Raw genomic sequence first — 22,765 nt, 5'->3', positions numbered from 1 at the left:
ACCACCCCCCGACCACGACGCGCGCACCACACCGGCGAAGGGTGGCGACCCGCACCACTATATCGGTCCGATACATCTGCGCTCGTGATGGAGAGCGGCATCACCTGGTCCCGGGGCCCGGTCCGGCCGGCGTCGTACGAGGTCGCGGGTCCGGGAGGCGGCGCCGCGGACCGGCGTCGGCGCGGGTGGTCGGGAGTCGTCGGAGTCCGCGCGTACCCTGGTCGGGTGCTCACGCAGCGGCAGGTCGTCGACTTCGCGCTGCAGCGTCGGGCCCTGCTCGCCGACGTGCACTCCGGCCGGACCGGGGTCGCCGAGGTCTGCGACGCGAGTCCCTACCTGCTGCGCGCGGCCCGTTTCCACGGGCAGCCCAGCGATGTCACCTGCCCGGTGTGCCGCAAGGAGAGGCTGACCCTGGTCTCGTGGATCTTCGGCGAGGAGCTCAAGCACGCGGCGGGATCCGCCCGTAAACCCGAGGAGCTCGAGCGCCTCGAGACTCTGTACGCCGAGTTCTCGGTGTACGTCGTCGAGGTGTGCCGAACCTGCAGCTGGAACCATCTCGTCCAGTCGTACGTCCTGGGTACCGGGGGCCGCAGCGGCCCGCCGGCCCGGCGGCGGTCGGCGGGGGAATGAGCGCGCGCCCCCCGATGAGCGAGCGTCAGCGAGCGGTGAGCTCGCGCGAACGAGTCGAAGTGACCGGTCCGTGCGTCGCCAGCTCCCCGGGCGACGTGCGACGGGGATGTCCCCGACGACCGCCCGCCCCCGAGCGGGACCCGTACGGACGGGGCCGGACCATTGACCACGGAGTCAGCGGTGAGTGACCAGCCTGATCCCCGATTCGACCCCGCCCGCCGGCCGGGTCCCGGCCGGCCGCCGGTGGGCCCGCCGCCACGGCCGCCGCGCCCGCAGCCGCCGGTCGGTCGGGGCGCGCCCCCGCCACCCGGTCGGCCCATGGGGGCGCCCCCGGCCCGGCCGGAGATGCCGCTGCTCACCCACGACGACACGATGCGGGGCGCCTCGCAGGAGGCGCACACCGTCGTCACGCCGCAGCGACCGCCCGCGCGCAGCGGCCCGGGTGGTCCCGGTGGCCCGCCCCGCGGCCCGGGTGGCCCCGGCGGTGGCGGCCGGGGCGGGGGCAAGGGTGACGAACCGCTGAGTCCCGAGGCCGCGCGCAAGCGGAGGTGGCGGCGCATCCGCCGGATCCTCTACGTCGCGGCGGGCGTGTTCATCCTCGGCCCGATCCTGGCGTTCGTCATCGGCTGGCTCGTCTTCCAGGTGCCCACGGCCGACGACGCGAAGATCACCCAGGTCGCGACGTTCACCTACGCCGACGGCAGCCCGCTGGCGACGGTCCGGCCCGACAACGTCAACCGCACCAACGTCACGCTGGACAAGGTCCCGCTGCAGGTCCGCCAGGCCGTGCTCGCGGCGGAGGACCGCTCCTTCTACAGCAACCCCGGCTTCGACATCACCGGCATCTTCCGGGCGGCATGGAGCCAGGTCACCGGCGGTATCGGTGGTGGCTCGACGATCACCCAGCAGTACATCAAGGTGTCCACGGGGCAGGACCAGTTCTCCCTGTGGCGCAAGTACCGGGAGGTCGTCCTCGCGGCGAAGATCTCCAAGGAGCAGTCCAAGGACCAGATCCTGGAGAACTACCTCAACGTCATCTACTGGGGCCGTGGCGCGTACGGCGTCCAGGCGGCGAGCCAGGCCTACTTCGGCAAGGACGTCCAGGACCTCACGGTGTCGGAGGGCGCGATGCTCGCCGGCATGATCCAGTCGCCGTCGCGCTGGGACCCGGCCAAGACGCCGGACAAGACGCTCGAGCGATGGAACTTCGTCCTCGACGGGATGGTCAGCCAGGGCTGGCTCTCGCCGGCCGACCGCGCCCAGGAGAAGTTCCCCGCCTGGAAGCAGCCCACCCCGACCGGCGGCGGCATCCCGGGCGACAGCCGCGGGCACATCTACAACCTGGTGCGCTCCGAGCTCGAAGCACGCGGGATCTCCGACGACGAGATCAACACCGAGGGCCTGACCATCACGACGACGATCGACCCGAAGCGCCAGCAGGACGCGATCAACGCCGCGCAGAAGGTCATGAAGGGCCAGCCGGGGAACCTGCGCTCGGCGCTGGTGTCGATCGACCCGAAGACGGGCGCCGTCGTCGCCTACTACGGCGGTGACAACGGCGTCGGGCTCGACTACGCGCAGGTGCTCAAGCAGCCGGGGTCGTCGTTCAAGCCCTTCGTGCTCGCCGCGGCGCTGCAGCAGCCCGACCCGATCGGGCTGGGGACGACCTACAACGGCTCGTCGCCCATGACGATCGCGGGCACCAAGGTGTCCAACTCCGAGGGCGTGAGCTGCGCGAACTGCTCGGTGAAGACGGCCATGACGCAGTCGATCAACACCGTCTTCTACCAGATGGCCGTCGAGATCGGCCCGCAGCGGGTCGCCGACGCGGCGCACCAGGCAGGCATCCCGAGCGACCTCCTGCCGACCCCCACGGGTGGTATCGCCCTGGGCGACAAGGAGGTCCACCCGATCGACATGGCGGCCGCGTACGCGACGTTCGCCGACGACGGGGTCCGCCACGACCCGTACCTGATCAGCAAGGTCACGGCCTCGGACGGGCGGGTCCTGTTCGACGTCGGGACCGTCCAGGGCACGACCGCGTTCCCCCAGCAGGTGGCGCGCAACGTGACCGAGTCGATGACCGACGTCGCGTCGTCGTCGTCGATCGCGCTGTCGGGCGGCCGCCCGGTCGCGGCCAAGACCGGTACCGTCCAGAGCTCGGTCGCCGGTCAGAACAACGACGCCTGGACCATCGGCTACACGCCGTCGCTCGTCACGGCCGTCTGGGTCGGCACCGACGACAACTCGCCGATCAAGAACTCGGCCGGCCGGCCGGTCTACGGCCGCATGCTGCCCGGCTCCATGTGGCAGCAGTACATGAACGCGGCGCTCAAGGGCACGCCCGTCGAGCAGTTCTCCAAGTTCGTCCCGATCGGCACACCGCCGGTCTCCGATCAGCCGACCACGCAGCCGACCGCCGACAACTCGCCGGGCGACAACGGCGACTGGTACGACAACGGCGACGGTAACAGCAACCGCGGCAACGGGAACGGCAACGGCAACGGCAACGGCAACGGCGGCCAGGGTGGTGGCGGCGGCCGTGGCGGTGGGGGCGGCGGCGGTGGTGACGGCGGCGACTGACGCCCGGCCCGCCCCGTGACCCGGACGTCCGCACCCGACGACGCCACCCGCACTGCCCGCGCGGAGGCGCCGGTGCCGGCACGCGTCGTCCCGAGCTGGACCGAGCCGATGGCGGCCGCCGCGAGCAGGCTCGTCGGCGGCCCGCTCGGGCGGCACGCGATCGTGGGGCGCAGCCGCTTCTGGACGCCGTTGCGCGTCGTTCTGCTGTTCGCCGTCGTGGTGATGGCGCTGAGCTGGCTCGGCAAGTCGCCCTGCCTGCAGCAGTACCGCGCCGGGGACGGGTCGCTGGCGCTCGACTGGCGCAACGACCGTCAGTACGTCGCCATGTGCTACTCCGACACCGTCCCGCTCTACGGGCTCGAGGGCCTCGACCGGGGCTCGGTGCCCTACCGCGACGCATGGGTCGAGGGAGCGGGCACGCCGCAGGAGACGCTGCGCTACATGGAGTACCCCGTCGTCACGGGCTTCTTCCAGTGGTTCAACGCCCGGCTCACCGACGGCTGGCTCGCCCTCGCCGACACGTTGCCGCTCCCGGTGGGGCTGCCGGTCGTCGTGTACTTCGACATCTCCGCGGCCTGGCTCGCGCTCGCATGGCTGGTCGTGGCGTGGGCGGTGTGCCGGCTGCGGCCGTCCCGCCCGTGGGACGCGACGCTCGTCGCCGTGTCGCCGCTGGTGCTCGTGCACCTGTTCACCAACTTCGACGCGCTCGCCGCCGCCTGCGCGACGGCCGGGATGCTGGCGCTCGCCCGCCGCAGACCGGTGCTCGCCGGGATCCTGATCGGGATCGGTGGCGCCGCGAAGCTCTACCCGCTGATGCTGCTGCTGCCGGTGCTGCTCGTCGGCATCCGGCGACGGGACGCCGGCGGGCTGAGACCGGCGGTCCGGACGATCGTCGCCGCGCTCGTCGCCTGGGCGGCGGTGAACCTCCCGGTCGCCCTGCTCTGGACGCCCGGCTGGTGGGAGTTCTTCCGGCTGAACCAGTCCCGACCCGCCGATCCCGACTCGATCTACTTCGCGATCAGCTACTTCACCGGCTGGCCCGGGTTCGACGGGAGCCTCGCCCCCGGGCAGACGCCGTCGATCCTCAACACCGTCACGCTGGGGTTGTTCGTCGCGGCGTGCGTGGGTGTCGTCGTGCTCGCGCTGCAGGCGCCCCGGCCGCCACGGCTCGCGTCGCTGGCGTTCCTCGTCGTCGCGTCGTTCCTGCTGGTCAACAAGGTGTGGAGCCCTCAGTACTCGCTGTGGCTCGTCCCGCTGGCGGTGCTCGCCCTCCCGCGCTGGCGGCTGCTGCTGGCGTGGATGGCGTTCGACGCGGCCGTCTGGGTGCCGCGGATGTTCTACTACCTGACCCCGGAGAAGAAGGGGCTGCCGCCCGACTGGTTCCTGGGAGCGGTGTTGATCCGCGACGCGCTCGTCGTCGTGCTGATCGTGCTGGTGGTGCGCAGCGTGCTGCGGCCGGACACCGACGCCGTCCGGCTGCACGGCTCCGACGACCCGGACTGGCCCGGCGCCGGCCCGGTCGGCGCGCTGCGCGGGGCCGTGCGGGCACCGGTCAGCGCGCGAGTCGGCGCACGAGCTTCAGGCCGGACCACGTCGCGTCGACCGCGCACACCTTGACGTCGACCCAGCCCAGCGGGAGTGCGTGCGCGCGCACTCCGTTCTCGTCGAGGTCCGTCGCGACACCCGAGGCCTTCTTCGGCCAGGCGATCCACACCGCACCCCGCTCGGTGCTGAGCACGGTCGCGCGGTCCCAGCGCCGCCGCAGCGTCGCGACGTCCGGGCAGAAGACGAGCTGCACGTCGTAGCCGCCGCCGGACGCGCGCCGATGGTGCGGTACGCCGAGCTCGAAGCCGGCGGGCGCACCGACGAGCAACGTCCGCGACCCGTCCCGGATGCCCAGTTTCCGCGGGAGCGGCGTGCCGGAGTAGCCCTCGGGTGCGGCAGGCGTCACACCCGCAGAGCGTAGGCCGCTCGGTGGCCGGTGCGGCAGTGTCGGCTGCGGGCCGTCGATCGGAGGGGCGTCGCGTGAGCAGCAGCAGGGAGGCGGTCGCCGCACGGCTGGCCGCGTTCGACCCCGTGCGCACCGACGGCCCCGGCCTCAAGCGGGCGGCCGTCGCGATCACGCTGGTCACGGCCGACGACCCGGACGCCGGAGCCGACCCCGTCCTCGACGGGCTCGCCTTCCTGCTCACCCGCCGCGCCCCGACCCTGCGCCGCCACGCCGGGCAGTGGGCGCTGCCAGGCGGCCGCCTCGATGCGGACGAGACCGAGGCCGTCGCCGCTCGCCGCGAGCTGGCCGAGGAGGTCGGGCTGTACGTGGACGACGACGCCGTGCTCGGCGTGCTCGACGACTACCCGACGCGGTCGGGCTACCTGATCACCCCCGTCGTCGTGTGGGGTGGCGCGGCGCCGGACCTGACTCCCAACCCGGCAGAGGTCGGCTCGATCCATCGGGTGCCGCTGCGCATGATCGACGTCGAGCCCCGGTTCCTGACGATCCCGGAGTCCGACGCCCCGGTGATCCAGCTGCCGTTGCTCGGCCGGTTCGTGCACGCGCCGACGGCCGCCGTGCTGCACCAGTTCCGCGAGGTCGCGCTGCAGGGCAGGTCGACGCGTGTCGCCCATCTCGAGCAGCCGGTGTTCGCCTGGCGCTGAGCGGGTCCGGTCAGGCGGCGGGGGCCGCGGCGACCGTCGGTGGGCCCTCGGGGACCGGCCCCTCCCGGTCCTCCGGGCGCAGCTCGAAGGTCGGCGGCACCCGCAGGAACAGGACGAACAATGCGACGAGCAGCGCCGCCCGGCCCCACACCCCGACCGCCACGGCCTGCGCCGCGAGCCCCTGGGTGATCTCCAGATTCGCGCCCGCCCGGACGTCGTAGAGCCAGCGGAAGATGCCGATCCCCATCACCGCGTCGGCGGCGAGGTACCCCGCCACCACACCCCACGGCACCCGCAGCAGCACGAAGAACGGCAGCAGCCAGAGGGTGTACTGGGGCGAGTGCACCTTGTGCAGCAGCAGGAACCCGCACAGCATCGCGGCGCTCACCGCGACCCACGGGTACGAGCCGACGCGCCGCATCCGCCACAGCCCGAGGGCCGCCGCCACGAGGAACGACGCGAGGACGAGCACCGGCGACAGCCACGACACGAGGTCCTGGAAGCCGATGTTGGACGGGTCGGAGTCGGGCCGGAAGCCCCAGAACCAGAACGAGTTCGTCGTGAAGTCGACCTTGCGCAGCTCCTGGAAGGTGAACGACGCCTTCCAGCCGGGGAACCCCGCGATCGCGAACGGCAGGTTGACGACGACCGCCGTCAGCACCGCCGTGCCGGCGACCCGGACCGCCCCCCACCAGTCGAGGCGGCTGCCGGGGACGCGGTCCTCGCCGCGGGTGAGGACGTAGAGCGCGAGCGGCAGCACGAACGCGCCCGGATAGAGCTTGAGCGCGAACCCGAGCCCGAGCAGCAGCGCGGCGACGTTGCCGCGCCAGACGAGCGAGCGGCTCCCGCGCAGCCCGTGCACCACCCACACCGCGCCGACCGCGCAGGCCACGACGGGCAGGTCCCAGTTGTGGAAGGCGTAGAGGACGAGGGGTGGGCCGAGCGCCCACAGCAGCGCCCGCCAGCGGGAGAGCCGGCCGAGCAGCCAGCCCGTCGCGAGCCCGAAAGGGGCCATGATCAGGGCCGACGCGAGCAGGAAGCCCGCGTCGGTGTGCGCGCCGAGCGCTGCCAGCCACATGATCATGCCGGTGAGCACCGGGTACTCCACGGTCCCGCCGGTGAGCATCCCGTTCGCGTCGATCCCGCCGTCGACGTAGGGGAAGACGTGCTCGTTGATGTCGCGACCCAGCCACAGGTGCTGGATGTCGGAGTAGCAGACGTCGCGGTCCTTGCGGTTCTCGTAGTCCGGCGCGCTGCGACCCTGCGCGTCGAACTCCGGACCCGTGCAGCGGGCCTTGTTGGCGTAGCCGAGGACGAGGGTGGCGGCGGTGAGCACGACGAGGACGGCCAGCAGCAGCGCCGAGCGCCTGCGCGGCGGCGCGGCGGCCTCGGACCCGGCGATGCGGGTGGGCCCGACGGCCGTCCCGGTCACCGCCCCAGCCGCTCGCGCAGGAACGTGATGTCGGCCGCCTGGCCCTCCGCCGGGGTCTCGACGACGATCGGGGCCCCCGCCGCCGCGGCCACCGCCGCGAGCTGGCCGGCGTCGATCGTGCCGGAGTCGATGTTGGCGTGCCGGTCGCGCGCCGAGCCGAACTCGTCGCGGGAGTTGTTGAGGTGCACCAGGTCGATCCGGCCGGTGATCGCCTTCGCCCGGTCGACGACGTCGACCAGGTCCTCCCCCGCCGCGAACGCGTGGCACGTGTCGAGACAGAACCCGACGCCGAACTCACCGACCGCGTCCCAGAGCCGGGCCAGCGCGTCGAAGCTGCGGGCCATCGCGTTGTCCCCGCCCGCGGTGTTCTCGATGAACACCGGGACCGCGAAGCCGCCCTCGTCCTGCTGGCGCTCGACGAACTTGCGCCAGTTCTCGAAGCCGACCGCCGGGTCGTCCTTCTGCGTGACGTGCCCGCCGTGCACGACCAGCCCGATCGCGCCGACGTTCGCGGCCTCGGCCGCGTGCTGCACGACGAGCTTGCGCGAGGGGATGCGGATCCGGTTGTTCGGCGAGGCGACGTTGACGACGTACGGCGAGTGCACCACGACCGTGAGGTCGCCCGAGCGGAGCTGCTCGGCCTGGGGGTGCGCCGGCGGCTTCTTCCACCCCTGCGGATCGGACAGGAAGATCTGGACGACGTCGGCCCCGCGCTCGGCCGCGGCGCCGACGGGGTCGTCGTCACGGACGTGGGCCCCGATGAGCATGGCGTCAGCCTAGACGCGGGTGCCGACACCGACCCGGCACCGTCCACAGGGCGGGCGCGGGGGCGGGCGGGACGCGTCCGGGGGCGCCGTCGGCCGCCGGATCGGCGCTGGTAGCCTCGTTGGATCACCCCGACCGGTGTCCTCCCGGACGCCGCACGACGGTCCCTCGCCGAGGCGGGGGCCCGATTTCTGTCGGGGGATGGTGAGAACCTCCTGCCGCGGATGCACCGCGGCCGCTTACGAGTCCATAGGAGGTGAGTGGTTCTCATGCGTCATTACGAGGTCATGGTCATTCTCGACCCGAGTCTCGACGAGCGCACCGTGCAGCCGTCCCTGGAGACCTTCCTCAACGTCGTCCGCACCGACGGCGGCTCGGTGGAGAAGGTCGAGGTCTGGGGCAAGCGCCGCCTGGCGTACGAGATCGCGAAGAACGCCGAGGCGATCTACGCGATCCTCGAGGTCACGGCCGAGCCGGCCACCGTCGCCGAGCTCGACCGCCAGCTGGGTCTGAACGAGTCCGTGCTGCGCACCAAGGTGCTCCGCCGGGAGCCGCGCAAGCAGCGCACCCCCGCGGCAGCCGCGAGCTGAGGAGGCCGTCTTGGCCGGCGAGACCGTCATCACCGTGGTCGGCAACCTGACCGCGGACCCCGAGCTGCGGTTCACCCCGTCGGGTGCCGCGGTCGCCAACTTCACGGTGGCATCCACCCCCCGCACGTTCGACCGTCAGTCGGGCGAGTGGAAGGACGGCGAGGCGCTCTTCCTGCGCTGCAACGTCTGGCGGCAGGCGGCGGAGAACGTTGCCGAGACCCTCACCCGCGGCATGCGGGTCATGGTGCAGGGCCGCCTCAAGCAGCGCTCGTTCGAGACCCGTGAGGGCGAGAAGCGCACCGTCGTCGAGCTCGAGGTCGACGAGGTCGGTCCTTCGCTGCGCTACGCCACGGCGAAGGTCGCCAAGGTCAGCCGTGGTGACGGCAGCGGCGGGTTCGGCGGCGGTGGCGGCGGCGGCCGTGCCTCCGGCGGCGGCGGCGGTGGCGGCGGCGGTGGCGGCGGCTACGCCGACGACCCCTGGGGTTCGGCCCCGCCCGCCGGCAGCGGCCCGGCCATGGACGACGAGCCCCCCTTCTGATCGAGACCACTCCCCGGCGCGCCGTCCAGGCGTGAGGGACACCAGCACAACCAGGAGCACAAGGAATGGCGAAGCCCGTTCTGCGCAAGCCGAAGAAGAAGGTCTGCGCGTTCTGCAAGGACAAGGCGCAGGAGATCGACTACAAGGACACCGGTCTGCTGCGCAAGTTCATCTCCGACCGCGGCAAGATCCGCGCGCGCCGGGTGACCGGCAACTGCCGTCAGCACCAGCGCGACGTGGCCGTGGCCGTCAAGAACTCCCGCGAGGTGGCGCTCCTGCCGTACACCTCGACGGCGCGCTGAGGAAGGACGTCACCGTGAAGCTCATCCTCACCGCCGACGTCCCCAACCTCGGCGCCCCCGGCGACATCGTCGAGGTCAAGGACGGCTACGGCCGCAACCTGCTGCTGCCGCGCAAGCTGGCGGTCGTCGCCACCCGTGGTGCCGAGAAGCAGGTCGCCGCGATCCGCCGCGCCCAGAAGGCCCGCGAGATTCGCGACCTCGGCCACGCCAAGGAGGTCGCCGGTCAGCTCGAGGGCTTGGCGGTCACCGTCACGGCCAAGGCCGCGGGTGACTCGGGCCGGCTGTTCGGCTCGGTCACCGCGGCGGATGTCGTCGCCGCCATCCGCAGCGCGGGTGGCCCGACGCTCGACCGGCGCGTCGTCGAGCTGCCGGCCCAGATCAAGACCGTGGGAAAGCACCCGGTCGCGGTCCGGCTGCACCCTGACGTCACCTCGACGCTCGACATCGAGGTCGTCGCCAGCTGATCACAGCGGGCGTCCGAACGCCCGGTTCGTGGTCACACTCCGTCACAAGGGCGGGGTTGCGGTTCTTCGGGATCGCGACCCCGCCCTTGTCGTGTGCGCGGGCTGCGGGCGACTCTCGGTGACGCTCCACTCGTCGCCGACGAGCGGTGGCCGTAAGGTTGCGGTCCAGAGGTACGGGCGTCGCCGAGCGACAGCCCGAGCGCGCCGGGTGACTGTTTCCGCGGTCGGCGCGACACGCCGAAGAGCAGGCCAGATCGCGACACGCCAACAGTTTTGTCCACAGGGTCACCCACAGGGATGACCTGCGATTTCGCTGATAATTCGGGATCTGCCCACATGTTGTCCACAGTGCGGTCCCGAGCGGCTCCTGGGGCGGAGCAGATCCGTCCCCAGGCCGTCCCCAGGGGCGCGCACACATCGAATTGATCGGCCTCCGGTGCGTCCGTACTCTTCGCGCGCCGGGGTGGAAGGCGTCGTCCGTGCCGCCGACCGTTCACCGACACGCCGTCGCGAGGCGAGCCGGTCCGGGGTGTGGATCGAACTTTAGTTCGATAGGCTTTCGAGTCGGGGGTGACGCTGCGTATGGCGCTGTCGGACGATCGGCCGGTCGGGCGGCCGCGTGCCGTCCGCACCGACGAGGGCGCTCCGGGCGGCGACTCGCCGTCACCGTTCGATCGTCAGCCGCCGCAGGACCTCACCGCCGAGCAGTCGGTGCTCGGTGGGATGTTGCTGAGCAAGGACGCGATCGCCGACGTCGTGGAGATCCTGCGCCCGGACGACTTCTACCGGCCGGCGCACCAGACCGTCTACGACTGCATCCTCGATCTCTACGGCCGGGGTGAGCCGGCGGATGCGGTCACGGTGTCGGCGGAGTTGCAGCGCCGTGGTGAGCTGATCCGTCTCGGTGGTGCGCCGTATCTGCACACGCTGATCGCGACGGTGCCGACGGCGGCCAACGCGGCCTACTACGCCGAGATCGTCGCGGAGAAGGCGATCCTGCGGCGGCTCGTCGAAGCCGGTACCCGGATCGTGCAGCTGGGCTACCACGGTGCCGACGGCAGTGACGTCGACGAGGTGGTCGACCGGGCGCAGGCGGCGATCTATGAGGTGACCGAGCGGACCACGAGCGAGGACTACACCCCGCTCGAGGAGCTGCTGCAGCCGACGATGGACGAGATCGACGCCATCGCCTCGCGTGGTGGGGTGGCGCTGGGGGTGCCGACGGGCTTCGCCGACCTGGACGCGGTGACCAACGGGTTGCACCCGGGGCAGATGGTGGTCGTGGCCGCGCGGCCTGGGCTCGGGAAATCGACGCTGGGACTGGATTTCGCCAGGTCGTGCTCGGTGCGCCACGGGATGACCAGCGCGGTGTTCTCGTTGGAGATGAGCAAGTCCGAGATCGTGATGCGGCTGTTGTCGGCCGAGGCGCGGATCCGGCTGGCCGACATGCGGGCGGGTCGGATGAGCGATGAGGACTGGACCCGGATGGCGCGGCGTATGTCGGAGATTTCCGAGGCGCCGTTGTTCATCGACGACTCGCCGAACCTGACGTTGATGGAGATCCGGGCCAAGGCGCGCCGGCTCAAGCAGCGCAACGACCTCAAGCTGATCATCCTGGACTATCTGCAGCTGATGACGTCCGGGCGCAAGGTGGAGTCACGGCAGCAGGAGGTTTCGGAGTTCTCCCGGCAGATCAAGTTGCTGGCCAAGGAGCTCGAGGTGCCGGTGGTGGCGATGAGCCAGCTCAACCGTGGGCCGGAGCAGCGCAACGACAAGCGTCCGATGTTGTCGGACCTGCGTGAGTCGGGCTCGATCGAGCAGGACGCGGACATGGTGATCCTGCTGCACCGGCCCGATGCGTTCGAGCGCGACGATCCGCGTGCGGGCGAGGCCGACCTGATCCTGGCCAAGCACCGTAACGGCCCGACCAGCACGATCACCGTCGCGCACCAGCTGCACTACAGCCGCTTCACCGACCTCGCGCACGGCTGATCCGCGATCCCGGTCAGGGCCGGGAACATGGGCGCACGACAGCGCCCACGTTCCGGTCCGGGGAGCGACGCCGGGTACGGGGGGTGGGAGGACGCGGAGAGAGCCTCAGGTGGCGGGGCCCGGGCGCGGCGACGGAGTGCCGACCGCGGCGAGGACGAACGCGAGCAGTGCCATCACGATCCCCGTGCCGACGACCGGGACGGCCGCGCTGATCCCGCCGAGGACGATCAGCAACAGCCCGCTGACGAGCATCAGACACGGCGCGACTCCCGCATCGCGCATGCTGCGCCTGCGGATACCGGTCTGCGCGGCGCCGCCGCGGGCACGCGGACGGACATAGGCCAGCTTCTGGAACAGGCGGGCGAGATGGGGATCGCTGCCGACGAGGTTGCGCTCGATGTCGGCCAGGACGCCGCGTTCGCGTTCGTTGAGCACGAGGACTCCGGGTATCACGGTCGGTCGGACGGTGCTTCGGGTCGATCCCGGCTCGGCGCTGATCCCGGAATCACACAGTCCGTCCAGAGTATGTGATCCAATCGTTATCTACGACTCGACCGTGGTGAACGTCGCTGATCGGAGCCTACAGCGCGTTGACTGACGTTCTCGGCGTACGCCTGAATGGGCGTCGTCACACCCCCGCGTGGGTGAGGATCAGCCGGGTGGCCGCTGCTGCGCGTTCAACGGTCGCGAGATGGGCCGCCGCCGGCAGTACCTCGAGCCGGGCACCCGGGATCGCCGCGGCGATCGTCGTCGCGTGCGGGTCGACGGGCGTGGCGAGGTCGTCCGCGCCGCCGACCACGAGCGTCGGAGCGACGATGGTGCGCAGCCGTTCCCGGTTGTCCAGCGCACCGATGGCGGCGCAGCACCCGGCGTACCCGACGTCGGAGGTGCTCGCGATCCAGCCGACGGACTCCGCCACCACGTCCGGATGGGCCGCGGCCCAGTCCGGGGTGTACCAGCGCGCGACGACGGCGTCCGCGATCGACGCCGTGCCCTCGGCCAGGACCGCGGCGCGGCGCTCGATCCACGGCGTGCTGTCGGGGTACCACGACGACGTGCAGCACAGCGTCAGCGTCCGGACGCGCTCGGGATGTTCGGCGGCCACGTACTGCCCGATCATCCCGCCCAGCGAGAGCCCGCAGTAGTGGAACCGGTCGACGCCGAGCGTGTCGAGGGTCGTCACGACGTCGTCGGCGAGGTCGGCCATCGAGTAGTCGCCCGCGGGTGCGGGCGAACCGCCGTGGCCGCGGGGGTCGAGCCGGACCACCCGCATCCGGCGCGCGAGCTCGGGGATGTTGGGGCGCCACATGTCGAGCGTGCTGCCCAACGACCCGATCAGCACCAGCACGGGTGCGTCGGCCGCGTCGATCTCGGTGGGGCCGTCGATCACGTGGTGCAGGGTGACGCTCATACCGCGGAGCCTGCCACGCCGTCGCCGGCCGTCCCCGGGGCGGGCGGGCGCAGCGACCGCACGACGGCCAGCTCCTCGGCGGTGGGCGCGGGCGTCGTCACGACCTCGGGCGCGACCTGCAGGTCCCAGCCCGTCTCCGCGCGTACCTGCTCGACGTCGACGCCGGGATGCAGTGCGGTCAGGACCAGCTCGACGGTCTCGGGATCCGGCTCGAGGACACCGAGGTCGGTGACGACCCGGACGGGGCCGCGCCCGCGCAGGCCCAGGAGCGCCCGGTCGTGCGGTCCGGTGCCGTGGCCGACGGCGGTGACGAAGTCGACCTGCTCGACGAACGAGCGCAGCCGGTGCGGGAGCAGGACGACGACCTCGCCGCACCACGCCGCCGCCTCCGCGGTCGCGCCGCCGCCGGGCAGCCGTTCGGTCGGCTCGTCGTACTCACCGAGGACGGTCGCGTTGAGGTTGGCGTGGCGGTCGATCTGCACGGCCGTCACGAAGCCGACGTCGACGCGACCGGCCTGCACCCAGCCGTCGATCTCCGCCGGGGCGACGACGGTGAGGGCTGCGTCCAGCACCGACCGCTCGGTGAGCGCGCCGTCGTCGAGCCGGACGTCGACCGCGCCGGACCGGTCGAGGACCGTCGTCCGCGGGGCGTGCGTGCGCCGGGCCAGCTGGGCGGCCACCGCCCCCGGCCCGTCGCCCTCGACGAGCACGACCTGCCCGTCGCGGACCGCCCGGGCGGCGACGACGGCCATGAGCTCCTCGGCGGTGCAGGGCGCGATCTCGACGTCCGGCGCGGTCATCGGGGCTCTCCGAGTCCGTCGAGCCACGCCGTGAAACGGTCGCGGTCGGCAGCGAGCTCGGCCCAGCCGGCGTCGCGCGGCTCGTCGTCCTGCGGCGGGACGACGGCGATCGCGGTCAGGAACGCGCCGGGCACGACGACGGCGCCCGGTGCCGGGTCGAGGGCGTCGACGATCTCGTCGACGGTGACCAGTGCGCTACGGGCCGCGAACACGGCCTCCCGGCGCAGCCCGATGGGGACGGCGAGCTGCACGTTCCCGGCGCGATCCGCCTGTCGCGCGTGGACGATCGTGACGTCGGGCGCGAGCGCGGCGACCGCCGCGACGATCACCCCGGTGAAGGGACAGCGGACCGTCGACATCGTGTCGGTGTGGTGGGCGAGATCGGAGCCGGTGTCCCGCAGGACGCCGAACGGGAGCCCGCTCGCCGCCGCGCCGTAGCGGGCGGCGAGTGCCGGGGTGGAGTGCTCTTCCAGGCACAGCGGGCGCGGCCACTGCCGCGACAGCGCGTCGCGGAACCGGGGCGGCGGGCGGTCGCCCGGCCCGTCCGCGCGCGCGAACACCAGCGAGCCGACGCAGCCCGCGCCGACGAGCCGGTCGGCCAGTGCGTCCGCGGTGCTGCGGACGACCCTAAGGTCACGACGTCGGTACCGCACGATCTCGTGCGCCGCCGCGTAGGGGGCGAGATCGCCCGTGCCCTCCAGCGCCACCGTGGCACCGTCGCGGACGAGCTCGCCCACCACCGCCGACAGCTCCACGATCTCCGGCACGAGCGCACGCTAACCCTGCGCGGGGCGTCCGGCAACGCGTCGCACCTCGGGTGGACGTCCGTCCTGGACAGACGTATTAGACGGACGTATGAATCAGGACGATCTCGAGGCGAGCTTGGCGATCCGGCCGGCCAGCCGCGACCAGAAGCCCGGCTCGCGGGCCGCGGTCCCGAAGGTGACGACGGGATGGCCGTGGCGCGGATCGACGGCGTTGACCAGCAGCGGTGACGGCTCCGTCGGCGCGGTGAGCGAGCGCACCGCGGCCGTGATGACCGCGAGGAGCGGCACCGCGAGCAGCGCCCCGGCGATCCCGCTGATGACGACGCCGGCCGCCACCGACAGGACCACCGCGAGCGGATGCAGCGACACGGCTCGACCGAGCAGCAGGGGTTGCAGGACGTGTCCCTCGAGCTGCTGCACCGCGACGACGACGCCCAGGATGATCAACGCGGGGATGAGCCCGTTGGCCACCAGCGCGATCAGCACCGCGACCGCGCCGGTGACGACGGCGCCCACCGTCGGGATGAACGCGCCCAGGAACACCAGCGCCGCGAGCGGGACGACCAGCGGCACGCCCACCGCCCACAGCCCGATGCCGATGCCGACGGCGTCGACGATCGCCACGAGCACCGTCGCCCGGGTGTAGCCGACGAGCGAGGCGAACGCGCGCCTGCCCGCGACGTCGACCCGTTCCCGACGGGCCCGGGGGGCCGCCCGCAGCAGGAATCGCCAGATCCGCGGTCCGTCGTAGAGGAAGAAGATCAGCGAGAAGAGGGTCAACGCGAGGCCTGCGGCGATCTCGGTGACGGTCGCGGCCGTCGTCAGCGCGCCGGAGGTGAGGACGTCCCTGTTGTCGCGGATCGCCTGCTCGATCTGGGCGGGCAGGTTGTCGAGCTGCGACGTCGGGATGCGCAGCGGTGGCCCGGCCAGTAGTTGCTGGACCGACTGGAAGCTCGCCGTCAGCTGGGCCTGCAGTGCGGGGAAGCCCGCGATGAAGGTGTTGATGACGAACGACAGCAGCCCGCCCAGTAACGCGATGCCGCCGATGAGGACGAGGAACGTCGCGGGTCCGCGAGGGACCCGGCGCGCGACCAGCCAGTGCACGACCGGGGCGAGCAGCGCCGAGAGCAGCACGGCGATCGCGACGGGCACGACGACCACGCGCAGCTCGATGATGACGAAGACGAGGAGCCCGAAGGCCGCCGCGATGATCAGCACGCGGGCGCAGACCTCGGACGTCACGCGCAGCGGTGTGGGGATCAGGTCGCTGCCGCGGACACCGGAGCGCCGGTTCGGCGCGGGCGGCGCCGCATCGGTGGCGGCGATCTCGGTGGCGTCGAGTTCGGTGGCGTCGAGTTCCGGGGCGTCCGCAGTGGTGGCGTCGATCTCGGGTGTCCCGCGACCGGCCGCACCGGCACCCGTTCCGGCGTTGTCCCTCGCGCCGGTGTCCGCTGCGCCGGTTCCGGGTGCACCGGCTGTCGGCGCGTCGGACGGCTCGGGCGTGGCGTCCGACCGTGCCCGGCTCTGCGCGGCCGGGACCCCGTCTGGTCCGGTTCGCGCCGTCTCCTCGCTCATGTCGCGACGGTATCGCCAGCGCGCGACGTCCGGGCCGGGTCTGCGGTCGCGGCACTCCGTCGGGTGCGGAGGGCGGGGTGCCCGGGAGGTCCGTGGAGGCCGGTGTCGGAGGTGGCGCGGGTGTCGGTGGTGGCGCGGGGGTCGCCGGCTCGGGGCGGGCGGGCCGGGTCTGCGGCTGCGGCACTCCGTCGGACGTGGACGTCGGGGTCCTGCGGTGGCCGGGCGAGAGCCGGGCCGGGGGCGGCGGTGCGGGGCATCGGGACCGGTACCCCGCCGGAGCCCGGGTCAACCGTGCGCACTGGGCCGGACGGGCAGCAGCACCCCCGCACCGGAGCAGCGCAGGCGACCCGGTTGGGACGTAGAGCCGAATTACACCCGTGTAGTTGACCTCTGTTCGAGATCACGATGCTCCGAACGAGGAGCCACACGTAACGCTAGGTGAGAACGGACGAATCGCAGGGCGACTGCAGCGGCACCGCCGCGAGGGCTCGTGCGGGTCGCACCGTACGTCGCGTGGAGCCGACCTTCGGGCGGCGACACGCCGGGGCGAGGGGTCGATCTCTGACCTGACGTGCGCAATCGAGGGCACCGGGCCGACGCCCACGGTCGATCCGCACTGTCCGGCCGAGCCGGTCCCGGCGCAGGTGAGGGCCTGCTCGACGCCGGTGGCGTGGATCAGTACCTGGCGACGGGAAGGTCTCGGATCGGCAACGACGGTCGTTGTCAAGGATCCGTGAGCGCGTGTTGCGGGCCGCGAGGATGACACGTGCGTCGTCGACGGTCGCCCTCCGACACACTCGGGTACTCGACAGAGCGTGATCGTTTCGACGCGCCACTCGAACGAGCGAAAACGGCCGGAATCGCTGTAACGACGGCTCCGAGGCCGTTTCCCCGGGCGTGTGACCCCGTTGTGGGTGTCAGAGTGCGCCGAACGGCCCCACCTCTCGCGTCTGCTCGGAGGGACCGGACCTGTGGCGCGCATCGCAGGGGAACGGACACGGAGGTGGGCGTGACGGATCAGATGAGGGGTGTCGGGGCGGTCGTCGCACGACGCCGCGTGATGCTCGGGGTCGAGGACAGCGGTCCCTTCCCGGGGCGGCACGCCAGCCGGACCGAGATCGCGGCGGAGACGCCGATCTTCCATTCGCTGACGGTCGGCGGATGGCGTAGCCGGCAGCACGAGCCTGCGGCCGAGCAGCCGCGGCGCCGCGCACGCACCTCGCGCGAGAGCGACCCGCTGACCGAGTTCCGCCGCGATCCGCTCACGGCGCCGGTCCCCGCGCAGGCCTACACGGCCGCCGCCGCGCAGGCGGCGCTGCGGACCGGTCGGCACGGGCTGCCCGAGGCCGGCGCGCGCGAGTCGCGCCGCGAGGCCCGCCGCGAGGGTGGCCGGCACAGCCGCTACGAGGCGGCGATGCGGTCCGGAGCGGCAATGGGCTGGTAGCCGAGCTGTGCCCCTCCGTCCGGTCGAACCGGGCAGGGCCGGGACGACGGGCCGGAGGGGATCGGTGATCTGCTGGGGAGCGGGTCACCTGCACGACGCGGGCCGGGTGCCCGTGACGACCGGAGGGGAGACCCGGTCGTCACGGCCCCGGCCTTCGCGCGCTACCCGGGACACCGCGCTACCTGGGCCGCGCTCCCCGGACCGCGCCGCGCGAACGGCGTGTCGACCGCGCTTCCCGGACACCGCGCCGGGCCACGCTCCCATGCACTGGAACCACCGGAGCGTGGGAGTCAGGCCTGCGCGTGCAGCCGCCTCGCGACGGCCCGTGTCGCCGCGAACGCCGCGGGCGCGTCGACCCGGGTGGGCAGGCCCGCGTCGAGCACCTGCTCGCCCGCGACCCAGACGTCGCGCACGGCCCGCGCGCCGCCCGCCCACACCAGGTTCGACAGCAGCTGCGCGTCGTCGTCGGGATCGAGGAAGGCGGGATCGTCGAGGTCGATGTGCACGAGATCGGCCCAGCGACCGGTTTCGAGCGCGCCGATGTCGTCGCGCCCCAGTGCCTCGGCTCCGTCGCGGGTGGCGAGGAGGAGCAGGTCGGCGGCGGTGAGGGCCGCCGCGTCGTCGGTGCCGAGCCGGGCCAGCAGGCCGGCGAGCCGGGCCTGGTGCCAGAGGTCGAGATCGTCACCCGATGCCGGGCCGTCGGTGCCCAGCCCGACCCGCACACCCGCGGCCCGCAGCGCCGACACCCGCGCGATCCCCGCGGCGAGCTTGCCGTTGGAACCCGGGCAGTGCGCGACCGCGGCGCCGCGCCGGGCGAGCAGGGTGACGTCGTCGTCGGAGAGGTGGACGCCGTGCGCCGCGAGCAGCCGGCCCCCGAGCAGGCCGGACGCGTCGAGCAGCGCCGGGACCGACCCGTGCTCGGCGCGGATCTGCGCGTCCTCCTGCGCCGACTCGGCGACGTGGATGTGGACCAGCGCGCCGCGGTGCGCGGCGTGCTCCGCGACGGAGGCGAGCGCGGGGGCGGGCAGCGTGTAGGCGGCATGCGGGCCGTAGCCCAGCTCGATCCGCTCGCCCGGGCCATGACGCAGGCCGTCGGCGTCGATGCGCGCGGAGACGTCGTCGCGCATCTGTTCCCACGTTCCCAGGCGGTCCCAGCCGGGCGCGTCGATGATCCCCGGCGTGACGACGGCCCGCGTTCCGACGGCGAGGACCGCCTCGATCACGGCGTCCGTGAAGAAGTACATCTCGGTGCTGGTCGTGCACCCGGTCCGCAGCAGCTCGATGCAGCCCGACGTCATGCCCGCGCGGACGTCGTCGCCGGTCAGGCGGGCCTCCGCCGGCCACATCACCCCGGTCAGCCACTGCATGAGCGGCAGGTCCCCGCCCATCCCCCGCAGCACCGTCATCGGCGTGTGGCAGTGGGTGTTGACCAGACCGGGGATCAGCAGCCCGGGGAGTGCACGGACCGGCGCGGTGGACGCCGGCGCCTGCGCGCGCGGGCCGACCCAGCCGATCCGGCCGTCGGCGCGCACGTCGACGACCGCGTCACGCACGACGGGACAGCCCGCGCCACAGGTCAGCGCGACGGGCGCGGTGAGCCGGGCCGCCGTCACCGCCGGGGGTCGAGCAACGACCGCAGCGAGCGGAACGGCGGGAGCCACGCGCCGCCGTCGGGCAGCGTGTCGAGGGTCATGCGCGGCAACGGCTCGCGGAAGACGCCGTCGATGTCCTCGAGGTCGACGAACTCGAGGACCTCCGAGTTGAGCGCGAAGGTCGCGTACTCGCGGAAGCCGATGACGGTGACGCCGGCGCCCTTGGCGACCAGCTCCTCCAGCGGCTCGCGGAAGGCCCGCCCGTCGCCCGAGGCGACGACGACGTGCCGCAGCACGCCCTCGTCGGCACGCAGCTGGATGTGCCGCAGCATGTCCTCGTCGACGTCGGAGTCCTCGGTGGTCTTCGGCTTGGCGAAGACGGCGAAACCGACGTTGCGCAGCGCCTCGACCCACGGCCGCACGACCTCGGTGCTGCCGGGGACGACGTTGGTGAACACGGTGGCCTCGGCGGTCGCCTCCGGGCCGGCGAGGTCGAGCAGCCAGCGGCCGACGGCGTCGAACCGTGGCCGGAACGTCGACGTGGGGCGCGCGCCGAGCAGGGAGCCGAGGCTCATGTCCATGTTCGGTGCGTCCCAGACCAGCAGTACCCGGGGTGGCGGGGTTCCGCCGGACTCACTCATGCACGCGACCCTATCCGTGCCCCACCGTCGTCCGGTCCGAGGAACCCGCGCCCGTGCGCAGCACGTGCACGGTGCCGGTCACCGAGACGGTCGTCGCCTCGCCCGGGCGGGGCGCGCCGGCGTCGGCGGGGACACGGGCCGTCGCGGTGGTCCCGTCGGCCACGGCGAGCCGCACCAGCCGGGCGTGGCCGTGGAACTCGACTGCCACCACCAGCGCGGACACGCCGGGTTCCCCGAGCCTGACCTGCTCCGGCCGGACCACCGCCGTCACGACGCCCGGCCGTCCGGGACGGTGCCGGACCGGTCCGAGGGGGGTGTCGACGACGGCGCCGTCGCTCTCGCCCCGCAGCAGGGTCGCGGCGCCGACGAACCGGGCCAGCCACTCCGTCGCCGGTGCGGAGTAGAGGATCTCGGGCTCGTCGTCCTGCACGATCCGGCCCTCGTGCAGGACGGCGACGCGGTCGGAGACGGAGAACGCCTCGTCCTGGTCGTGGGTGATGAGGATGGCCGCGGTGCCCGCGGCGCGCAGCGTGGCGACGACGTCGGCGCGCACCGCGGCCCGCAGCCCCGCGTCGAGGTTGGCGAAGGGCTCGTCGAGCAGGACGACGGCCGGTTCGGGCGCCAGCGCCCGGGCCAGCGCCACCCGTTGGCGCTGCCCGCCGGAGAGCTCGTGCGGCATGCGGCCGGCGAGCCCGTCGAGCTCCAGGCGGGCGAGCAGCTCCGCCACCCGCCTCGCCCGTTCCGGGCCGCGCAGCCGGCGCAGCCCGTAGCCGACGTTGCGCGCCACCGTGAGATGGCCGAACAGCGCACCCTCCTGCGGAACCAGCCCGATGCCGCGGTGCTGTGGCGCAACCCGGGCGAGGTCGCGGCCCCGCATCTCGACGGTGCCGGTCGCCACCGGGTGCAGTCCGGCCACGGTGCGCAGCAGCGTCGTCTTCCCGCTGCCGCTCACGCCCAGGACGCTGACGAACTCACCGGCGTGCACGTCGAGGTCGACGTCGCGCAGGACGAGCGGGCCGCGCCGTCCGCCGTACCCGGCGGACACCCCGCGCACCCGCAGGACGATCCCGTCGCCGGTCACCGGCGCCGCCCCCGCTCGGACAGGAACCACGCGGGCACGCTCGCCACGAGGACCAGCAGCAGCGCCGCGGGTGCGGCGGCGCCGTAGGCCCCCATCGAAGTGTGCTGCCACAGGTCCGTCGCCAGGGTGTCGAGTCCGATGGGCCGCAACATGAGCGTCGCCGGGAGCTCCTTCATCGTCGTGACCGCCACGAGCAGGCCGCCCGCGGCGATCCCGGGCCAGGCCTGACGGCCGGTCACCGCGAACCACGTCCCCAGCGCGGACCGGCCGAGCGTGCGGGAGACCTCCTCGACCGACGTCGGCACCCGTTCGACGGCGGCCCGGGTCGCGCCGACCGCCTTGGGCAGGAACAGGACCGCGTAGGCGAAGACCAGCACCGGCGCCGTCTGGTAGAGCGCGGGGAGCAGGCCGAGGGACAGGAACACCAGCGCCAGCCCGACAACGATGCCCGGCAGCCCGTGGCCGAGGTATGCGAGCGACTCGACGACGCCGACCGATCGCCCCCGGTACCGGGCCGCCAGCACGCCCACCGGGACGGCGAGCACCACGACGAGGGCCGCGGCCACGGCCCCCAGGGCCAGCGTCGTGACGGCGCTGCGGGCCAGGTCCACCCAGTCGGGCGCCGTCCCCGCCCGCAGGATCCGGCTCGCCAGGACGGCAGGCGGCAGCAGCAGCGACAGCGCGGCGACGGCGGCGAGCCCCGTCGCGGTCGCGGCCGTCGCCCACGGGCCCAGGGACACGGGGTCGGCCCGCCGGGTCGCGACGACCGCACGGCCGGCCGTGGCCCGCCGCCGCACCCGGCGTTCGGCCAGCACCATCGCCAGCGCGAACGCCGTCAGGACCAGCGCGAGGACGGCGGCGGTGACGCGGTCCAGGGTGCCCGTGTAGGAGGCGTGCACCGCCCAGGTGAGGGCCTGGTAGCGCAGCAGCGCGATCGCGCCGAAGTCGGAGAGCGTGTAGAGCGCGACGAGCAGCGATCCGGCCAGCGCCGCGGGCAGCACCTGCGGGAGCGTCACCGTCGCGAAGGCCGCGACCGGGCCGCGGCCCAGCGTCCGCGCCACGTCCTCGGGCCCGGCGTCGGCCAGCCGCAGTGCCGCCAGCACCGGGATCGTGACGTACGGCGTGCACGCCAGCACCATCACCCCGACGACCGGCCAGAACCCGTTGAGGCCCGGCCACGCGGCGAGCCAGGCGAACGCCGTGATGTACGACGGGATCGCCAGCGGCAACGAGGCCAGCACCCACCAGAGGCCCGGCGCGGGCAGTCGGATGCGCACGACGAGCACGGCCGTTGTGACGCCCAGGACGAGGCAGCCCAGACACACCGCCGCGACGAGCAACACCGTGTTCGCGGCGAGCTCCCAGGTCCGCGGCCGGGTGAGCACGGCGACGACGCGGTCACCACCTGCCTGGCCCGCGCGCACGACGAGGTAGACCAGCGGAAGGGCGGCGAGGACGGCGACCGCCGCCCCCGCCGCGAGCAACGGTCCGGGTGGACGGTGC

At 73.2% G+C, this 22,765-nt stretch carries 22 protein-coding genes; 10 read left to right on the top strand and 12 right to left on the bottom strand.

All coding sequences use genetic code 11. The features are described 5' to 3' along the window. Positions 1-225 precede the first annotated feature (225 nt). From PSED_RS33420 to PSED_RS33410, 3 genes are all read left to right on the top strand, one after another. Positions 226-630 carry a DUF5318 domain-containing protein gene (locus PSED_RS33420; protein WP_041763092.1) on the top strand — a complete coding sequence of 135 codons (405 nt, stop codon included), beginning with the start codon at positions 226-228 and terminating at the stop codon, positions 628-630. Positions 631-948: 318 nt separating this feature from the next. Next, positions 949-3,213: a transglycosylase domain-containing protein gene (locus PSED_RS33415; RefSeq protein WP_013678631.1), complete on the top strand. Its 2,265-nt coding sequence runs from the start codon at positions 949-951 to the stop codon at positions 3,211-3,213. Positions 3,214-3,228: 15 nt separating this feature from the next. Next, positions 3,229-4,830: a glycosyltransferase family 87 protein gene (locus tag PSED_RS33410; protein ID WP_013678630.1), complete on the top strand. Its 1,602-nt coding sequence runs from the start codon at positions 3,229-3,231 to the stop codon at positions 4,828-4,830. On the opposite strand, the gene PSED_RS33405 is transcribed toward PSED_RS33410, so the two are convergent. Continuing rightward, positions 4,766-5,164: a hypothetical protein gene (locus PSED_RS33405; RefSeq protein WP_013678629.1), complete on the bottom strand. Its 399-nt coding sequence runs from the start codon at positions 5,162-5,164 to the stop codon at positions 4,766-4,768. The genes PSED_RS33410 and PSED_RS33405 overlap by 65 nt on opposite strands. A 74-nt stretch (positions 5,165-5,238) precedes the next feature. Between PSED_RS33405 and PSED_RS33400 the strand changes: the two genes are divergently transcribed. Beyond that, positions 5,239-5,868: an NUDIX hydrolase gene (locus PSED_RS33400; protein WP_013678628.1), complete on the top strand. Its 630-nt coding sequence runs from the start codon at positions 5,239-5,241 to the stop codon at positions 5,866-5,868. Between the two features lie 10 nt (positions 5,869-5,878). Here PSED_RS33400 and PSED_RS33395 read toward each other — a convergent pair whose 3' ends face one another. Then, positions 5,879-7,300, bottom strand: a complete 1,422-nt coding sequence (locus PSED_RS33395) for a glycosyltransferase family 87 protein (protein ID WP_013678627.1) — start codon at positions 7,298-7,300, stop codon at positions 5,879-5,881. After that, complete coding sequence (locus tag PSED_RS33390; protein ID WP_013678626.1) at positions 7,297-8,067, bottom strand: deoxyribonuclease IV; 771 nt, start codon at positions 8,065-8,067, stop codon at positions 7,297-7,299. Before PSED_RS33390 ends, PSED_RS33395 begins: the two co-directional genes overlap by 4 nt. 267 nt (positions 8,068-8,334) lie before the next feature. Here PSED_RS33390 and rpsF point away from each other — a divergent pair, with 267 nt between their 5' ends. From rpsF to dnaB, 5 genes are all read left to right on the top strand, one after another. Further along, complete coding sequence (gene rpsF, locus PSED_RS33385; protein WP_041760211.1) at positions 8,335-8,655, top strand: 30S ribosomal protein S6; 321 nt, start codon at positions 8,335-8,337, stop codon at positions 8,653-8,655. Positions 8,656-8,665: 10 nt separating this feature from the next. Continuing rightward, positions 8,666-9,193, top strand: coding sequence for a single-stranded DNA-binding protein (locus PSED_RS33380; protein WP_013678624.1), 528 nt, complete (start codon positions 8,666-8,668; stop codon positions 9,191-9,193). Between the two features lie 65 nt (positions 9,194-9,258). Next, on the top strand, positions 9,259-9,495 hold the full coding sequence (gene rpsR / locus PSED_RS33375; protein ID WP_013678623.1) for a 30S ribosomal protein S18: 237 nt from the start codon (positions 9,259-9,261) through the stop codon (positions 9,493-9,495). Positions 9,496-9,509: 14 nt separating this feature from the next. Further along, a complete protein-coding gene (gene rplI / locus PSED_RS33370; RefSeq protein WP_013678622.1) occupies positions 9,510-9,959 on the top strand; it encodes a 50S ribosomal protein L9 in 450 nt (149 codons plus the stop codon). Positions 9,960-10,541: 582 nt separating this feature from the next. Then, positions 10,542-11,951, top strand: coding sequence for a replicative DNA helicase (dnaB, locus tag PSED_RS33365; protein ID WP_013678621.1), 1,410 nt, complete (start codon positions 10,542-10,544; stop codon positions 11,949-11,951). A gap of 105 nt (positions 11,952-12,056) precedes the next feature. Here the strand turns inward: dnaB and PSED_RS33360 are convergent, their stop codons facing one another. The 5 genes from PSED_RS33360 to PSED_RS33340 all read right to left on the bottom strand — a co-directional run bounded on the left by PSED_RS33360 (position 12,057) and on the right by PSED_RS33340 (position 16,504). Continuing rightward, positions 12,057-12,386 (bottom strand): DUF3040 domain-containing protein, encoded by a 330-nt coding sequence (locus tag PSED_RS33360; RefSeq protein WP_013678620.1) that lies wholly within the window; start codon positions 12,384-12,386, stop codon positions 12,057-12,059. A 193-nt stretch (positions 12,387-12,579) separates the two neighbouring features. After that, complete coding sequence (gene pcaD, locus PSED_RS33355; protein WP_013678619.1) at positions 12,580-13,362, bottom strand: 3-oxoadipate enol-lactonase; 783 nt, start codon at positions 13,360-13,362, stop codon at positions 12,580-12,582. After that, entirely contained in the window at positions 13,359-14,162 is an 804-nt protein-coding gene (locus PSED_RS33350) for a CoA-transferase subunit beta (protein ID WP_013678618.1), read from the bottom strand. Before PSED_RS33350 ends, pcaD begins: the two co-directional genes overlap by 4 nt. Further along, positions 14,159-14,929 carry a CoA transferase subunit A gene (locus tag PSED_RS33345; RefSeq protein WP_013678617.1) on the bottom strand — a complete coding sequence of 257 codons (771 nt, stop codon included), beginning with the start codon at positions 14,927-14,929 and terminating at the stop codon, positions 14,159-14,161. Before PSED_RS33345 ends, PSED_RS33350 begins: the two co-directional genes overlap by 4 nt. 93 nt (positions 14,930-15,022) lie before the next feature. After that, positions 15,023-16,504 carry an AI-2E family transporter gene (locus PSED_RS33340; RefSeq protein ID WP_013678616.1) on the bottom strand — a complete coding sequence of 494 codons (1,482 nt, stop codon included), beginning with the start codon at positions 16,502-16,504 and terminating at the stop codon, positions 15,023-15,025. A gap of 1,009 nt (positions 16,505-17,513) precedes the next feature. On the opposite strand from PSED_RS33340, the gene PSED_RS33335 reads away from it, so the two are divergent. Next, complete coding sequence (locus PSED_RS33335) at positions 17,514-17,948, top strand: hypothetical protein (RefSeq protein WP_013678615.1); 435 nt, start codon at positions 17,514-17,516, stop codon at positions 17,946-17,948. 290 nt (positions 17,949-18,238) lie between these two features. Here PSED_RS33335 and PSED_RS33330 read toward each other — a convergent pair whose 3' ends face one another. From PSED_RS33330 to PSED_RS33315, 4 genes are read right to left on the bottom strand one after another with little or no spacing between them, the layout of a single operon-like run. Then, complete coding sequence (locus PSED_RS33330; RefSeq protein ID WP_013678614.1) at positions 18,239-19,561, bottom strand: amidohydrolase family protein; 1,323 nt, start codon at positions 19,559-19,561, stop codon at positions 18,239-18,241. Beyond that, positions 19,558-20,181 (bottom strand): NYN domain-containing protein, encoded by a 624-nt coding sequence (locus tag PSED_RS33325; RefSeq protein WP_013678613.1) that lies wholly within the window; start codon positions 20,179-20,181, stop codon positions 19,558-19,560. Before PSED_RS33325 ends, PSED_RS33330 begins: the two co-directional genes overlap by 4 nt. 10 nt (positions 20,182-20,191) lie before the next feature. Then, positions 20,192-21,292 (bottom strand): ABC transporter ATP-binding protein, encoded by a 1,101-nt coding sequence (locus PSED_RS33320; protein ID WP_233899237.1) that lies wholly within the window; start codon positions 21,290-21,292, stop codon positions 20,192-20,194. After that, positions 21,259-22,746, bottom strand: coding sequence for an ABC transporter permease (locus PSED_RS33315; protein WP_013678611.1), 1,488 nt, complete (start codon positions 22,744-22,746; stop codon positions 21,259-21,261). Before PSED_RS33315 ends, PSED_RS33320 begins: the two co-directional genes overlap by 34 nt. Between the last annotated feature and the right edge of the window lie 19 nt (positions 22,747-22,765).

This window comes from Pseudonocardia benzenivorans CB1190 (assembly GCF_000196675.2).
Classification (GTDB): domain Bacteria; phylum Actinomycetota; class Actinomycetes; order Mycobacteriales; family Pseudonocardiaceae; genus Pseudonocardia; species Pseudonocardia benzenivorans.
Note: the sequence above shows the minus strand (reverse complement) of the source record. Positions and strands in the feature narration are given on the sequence as shown.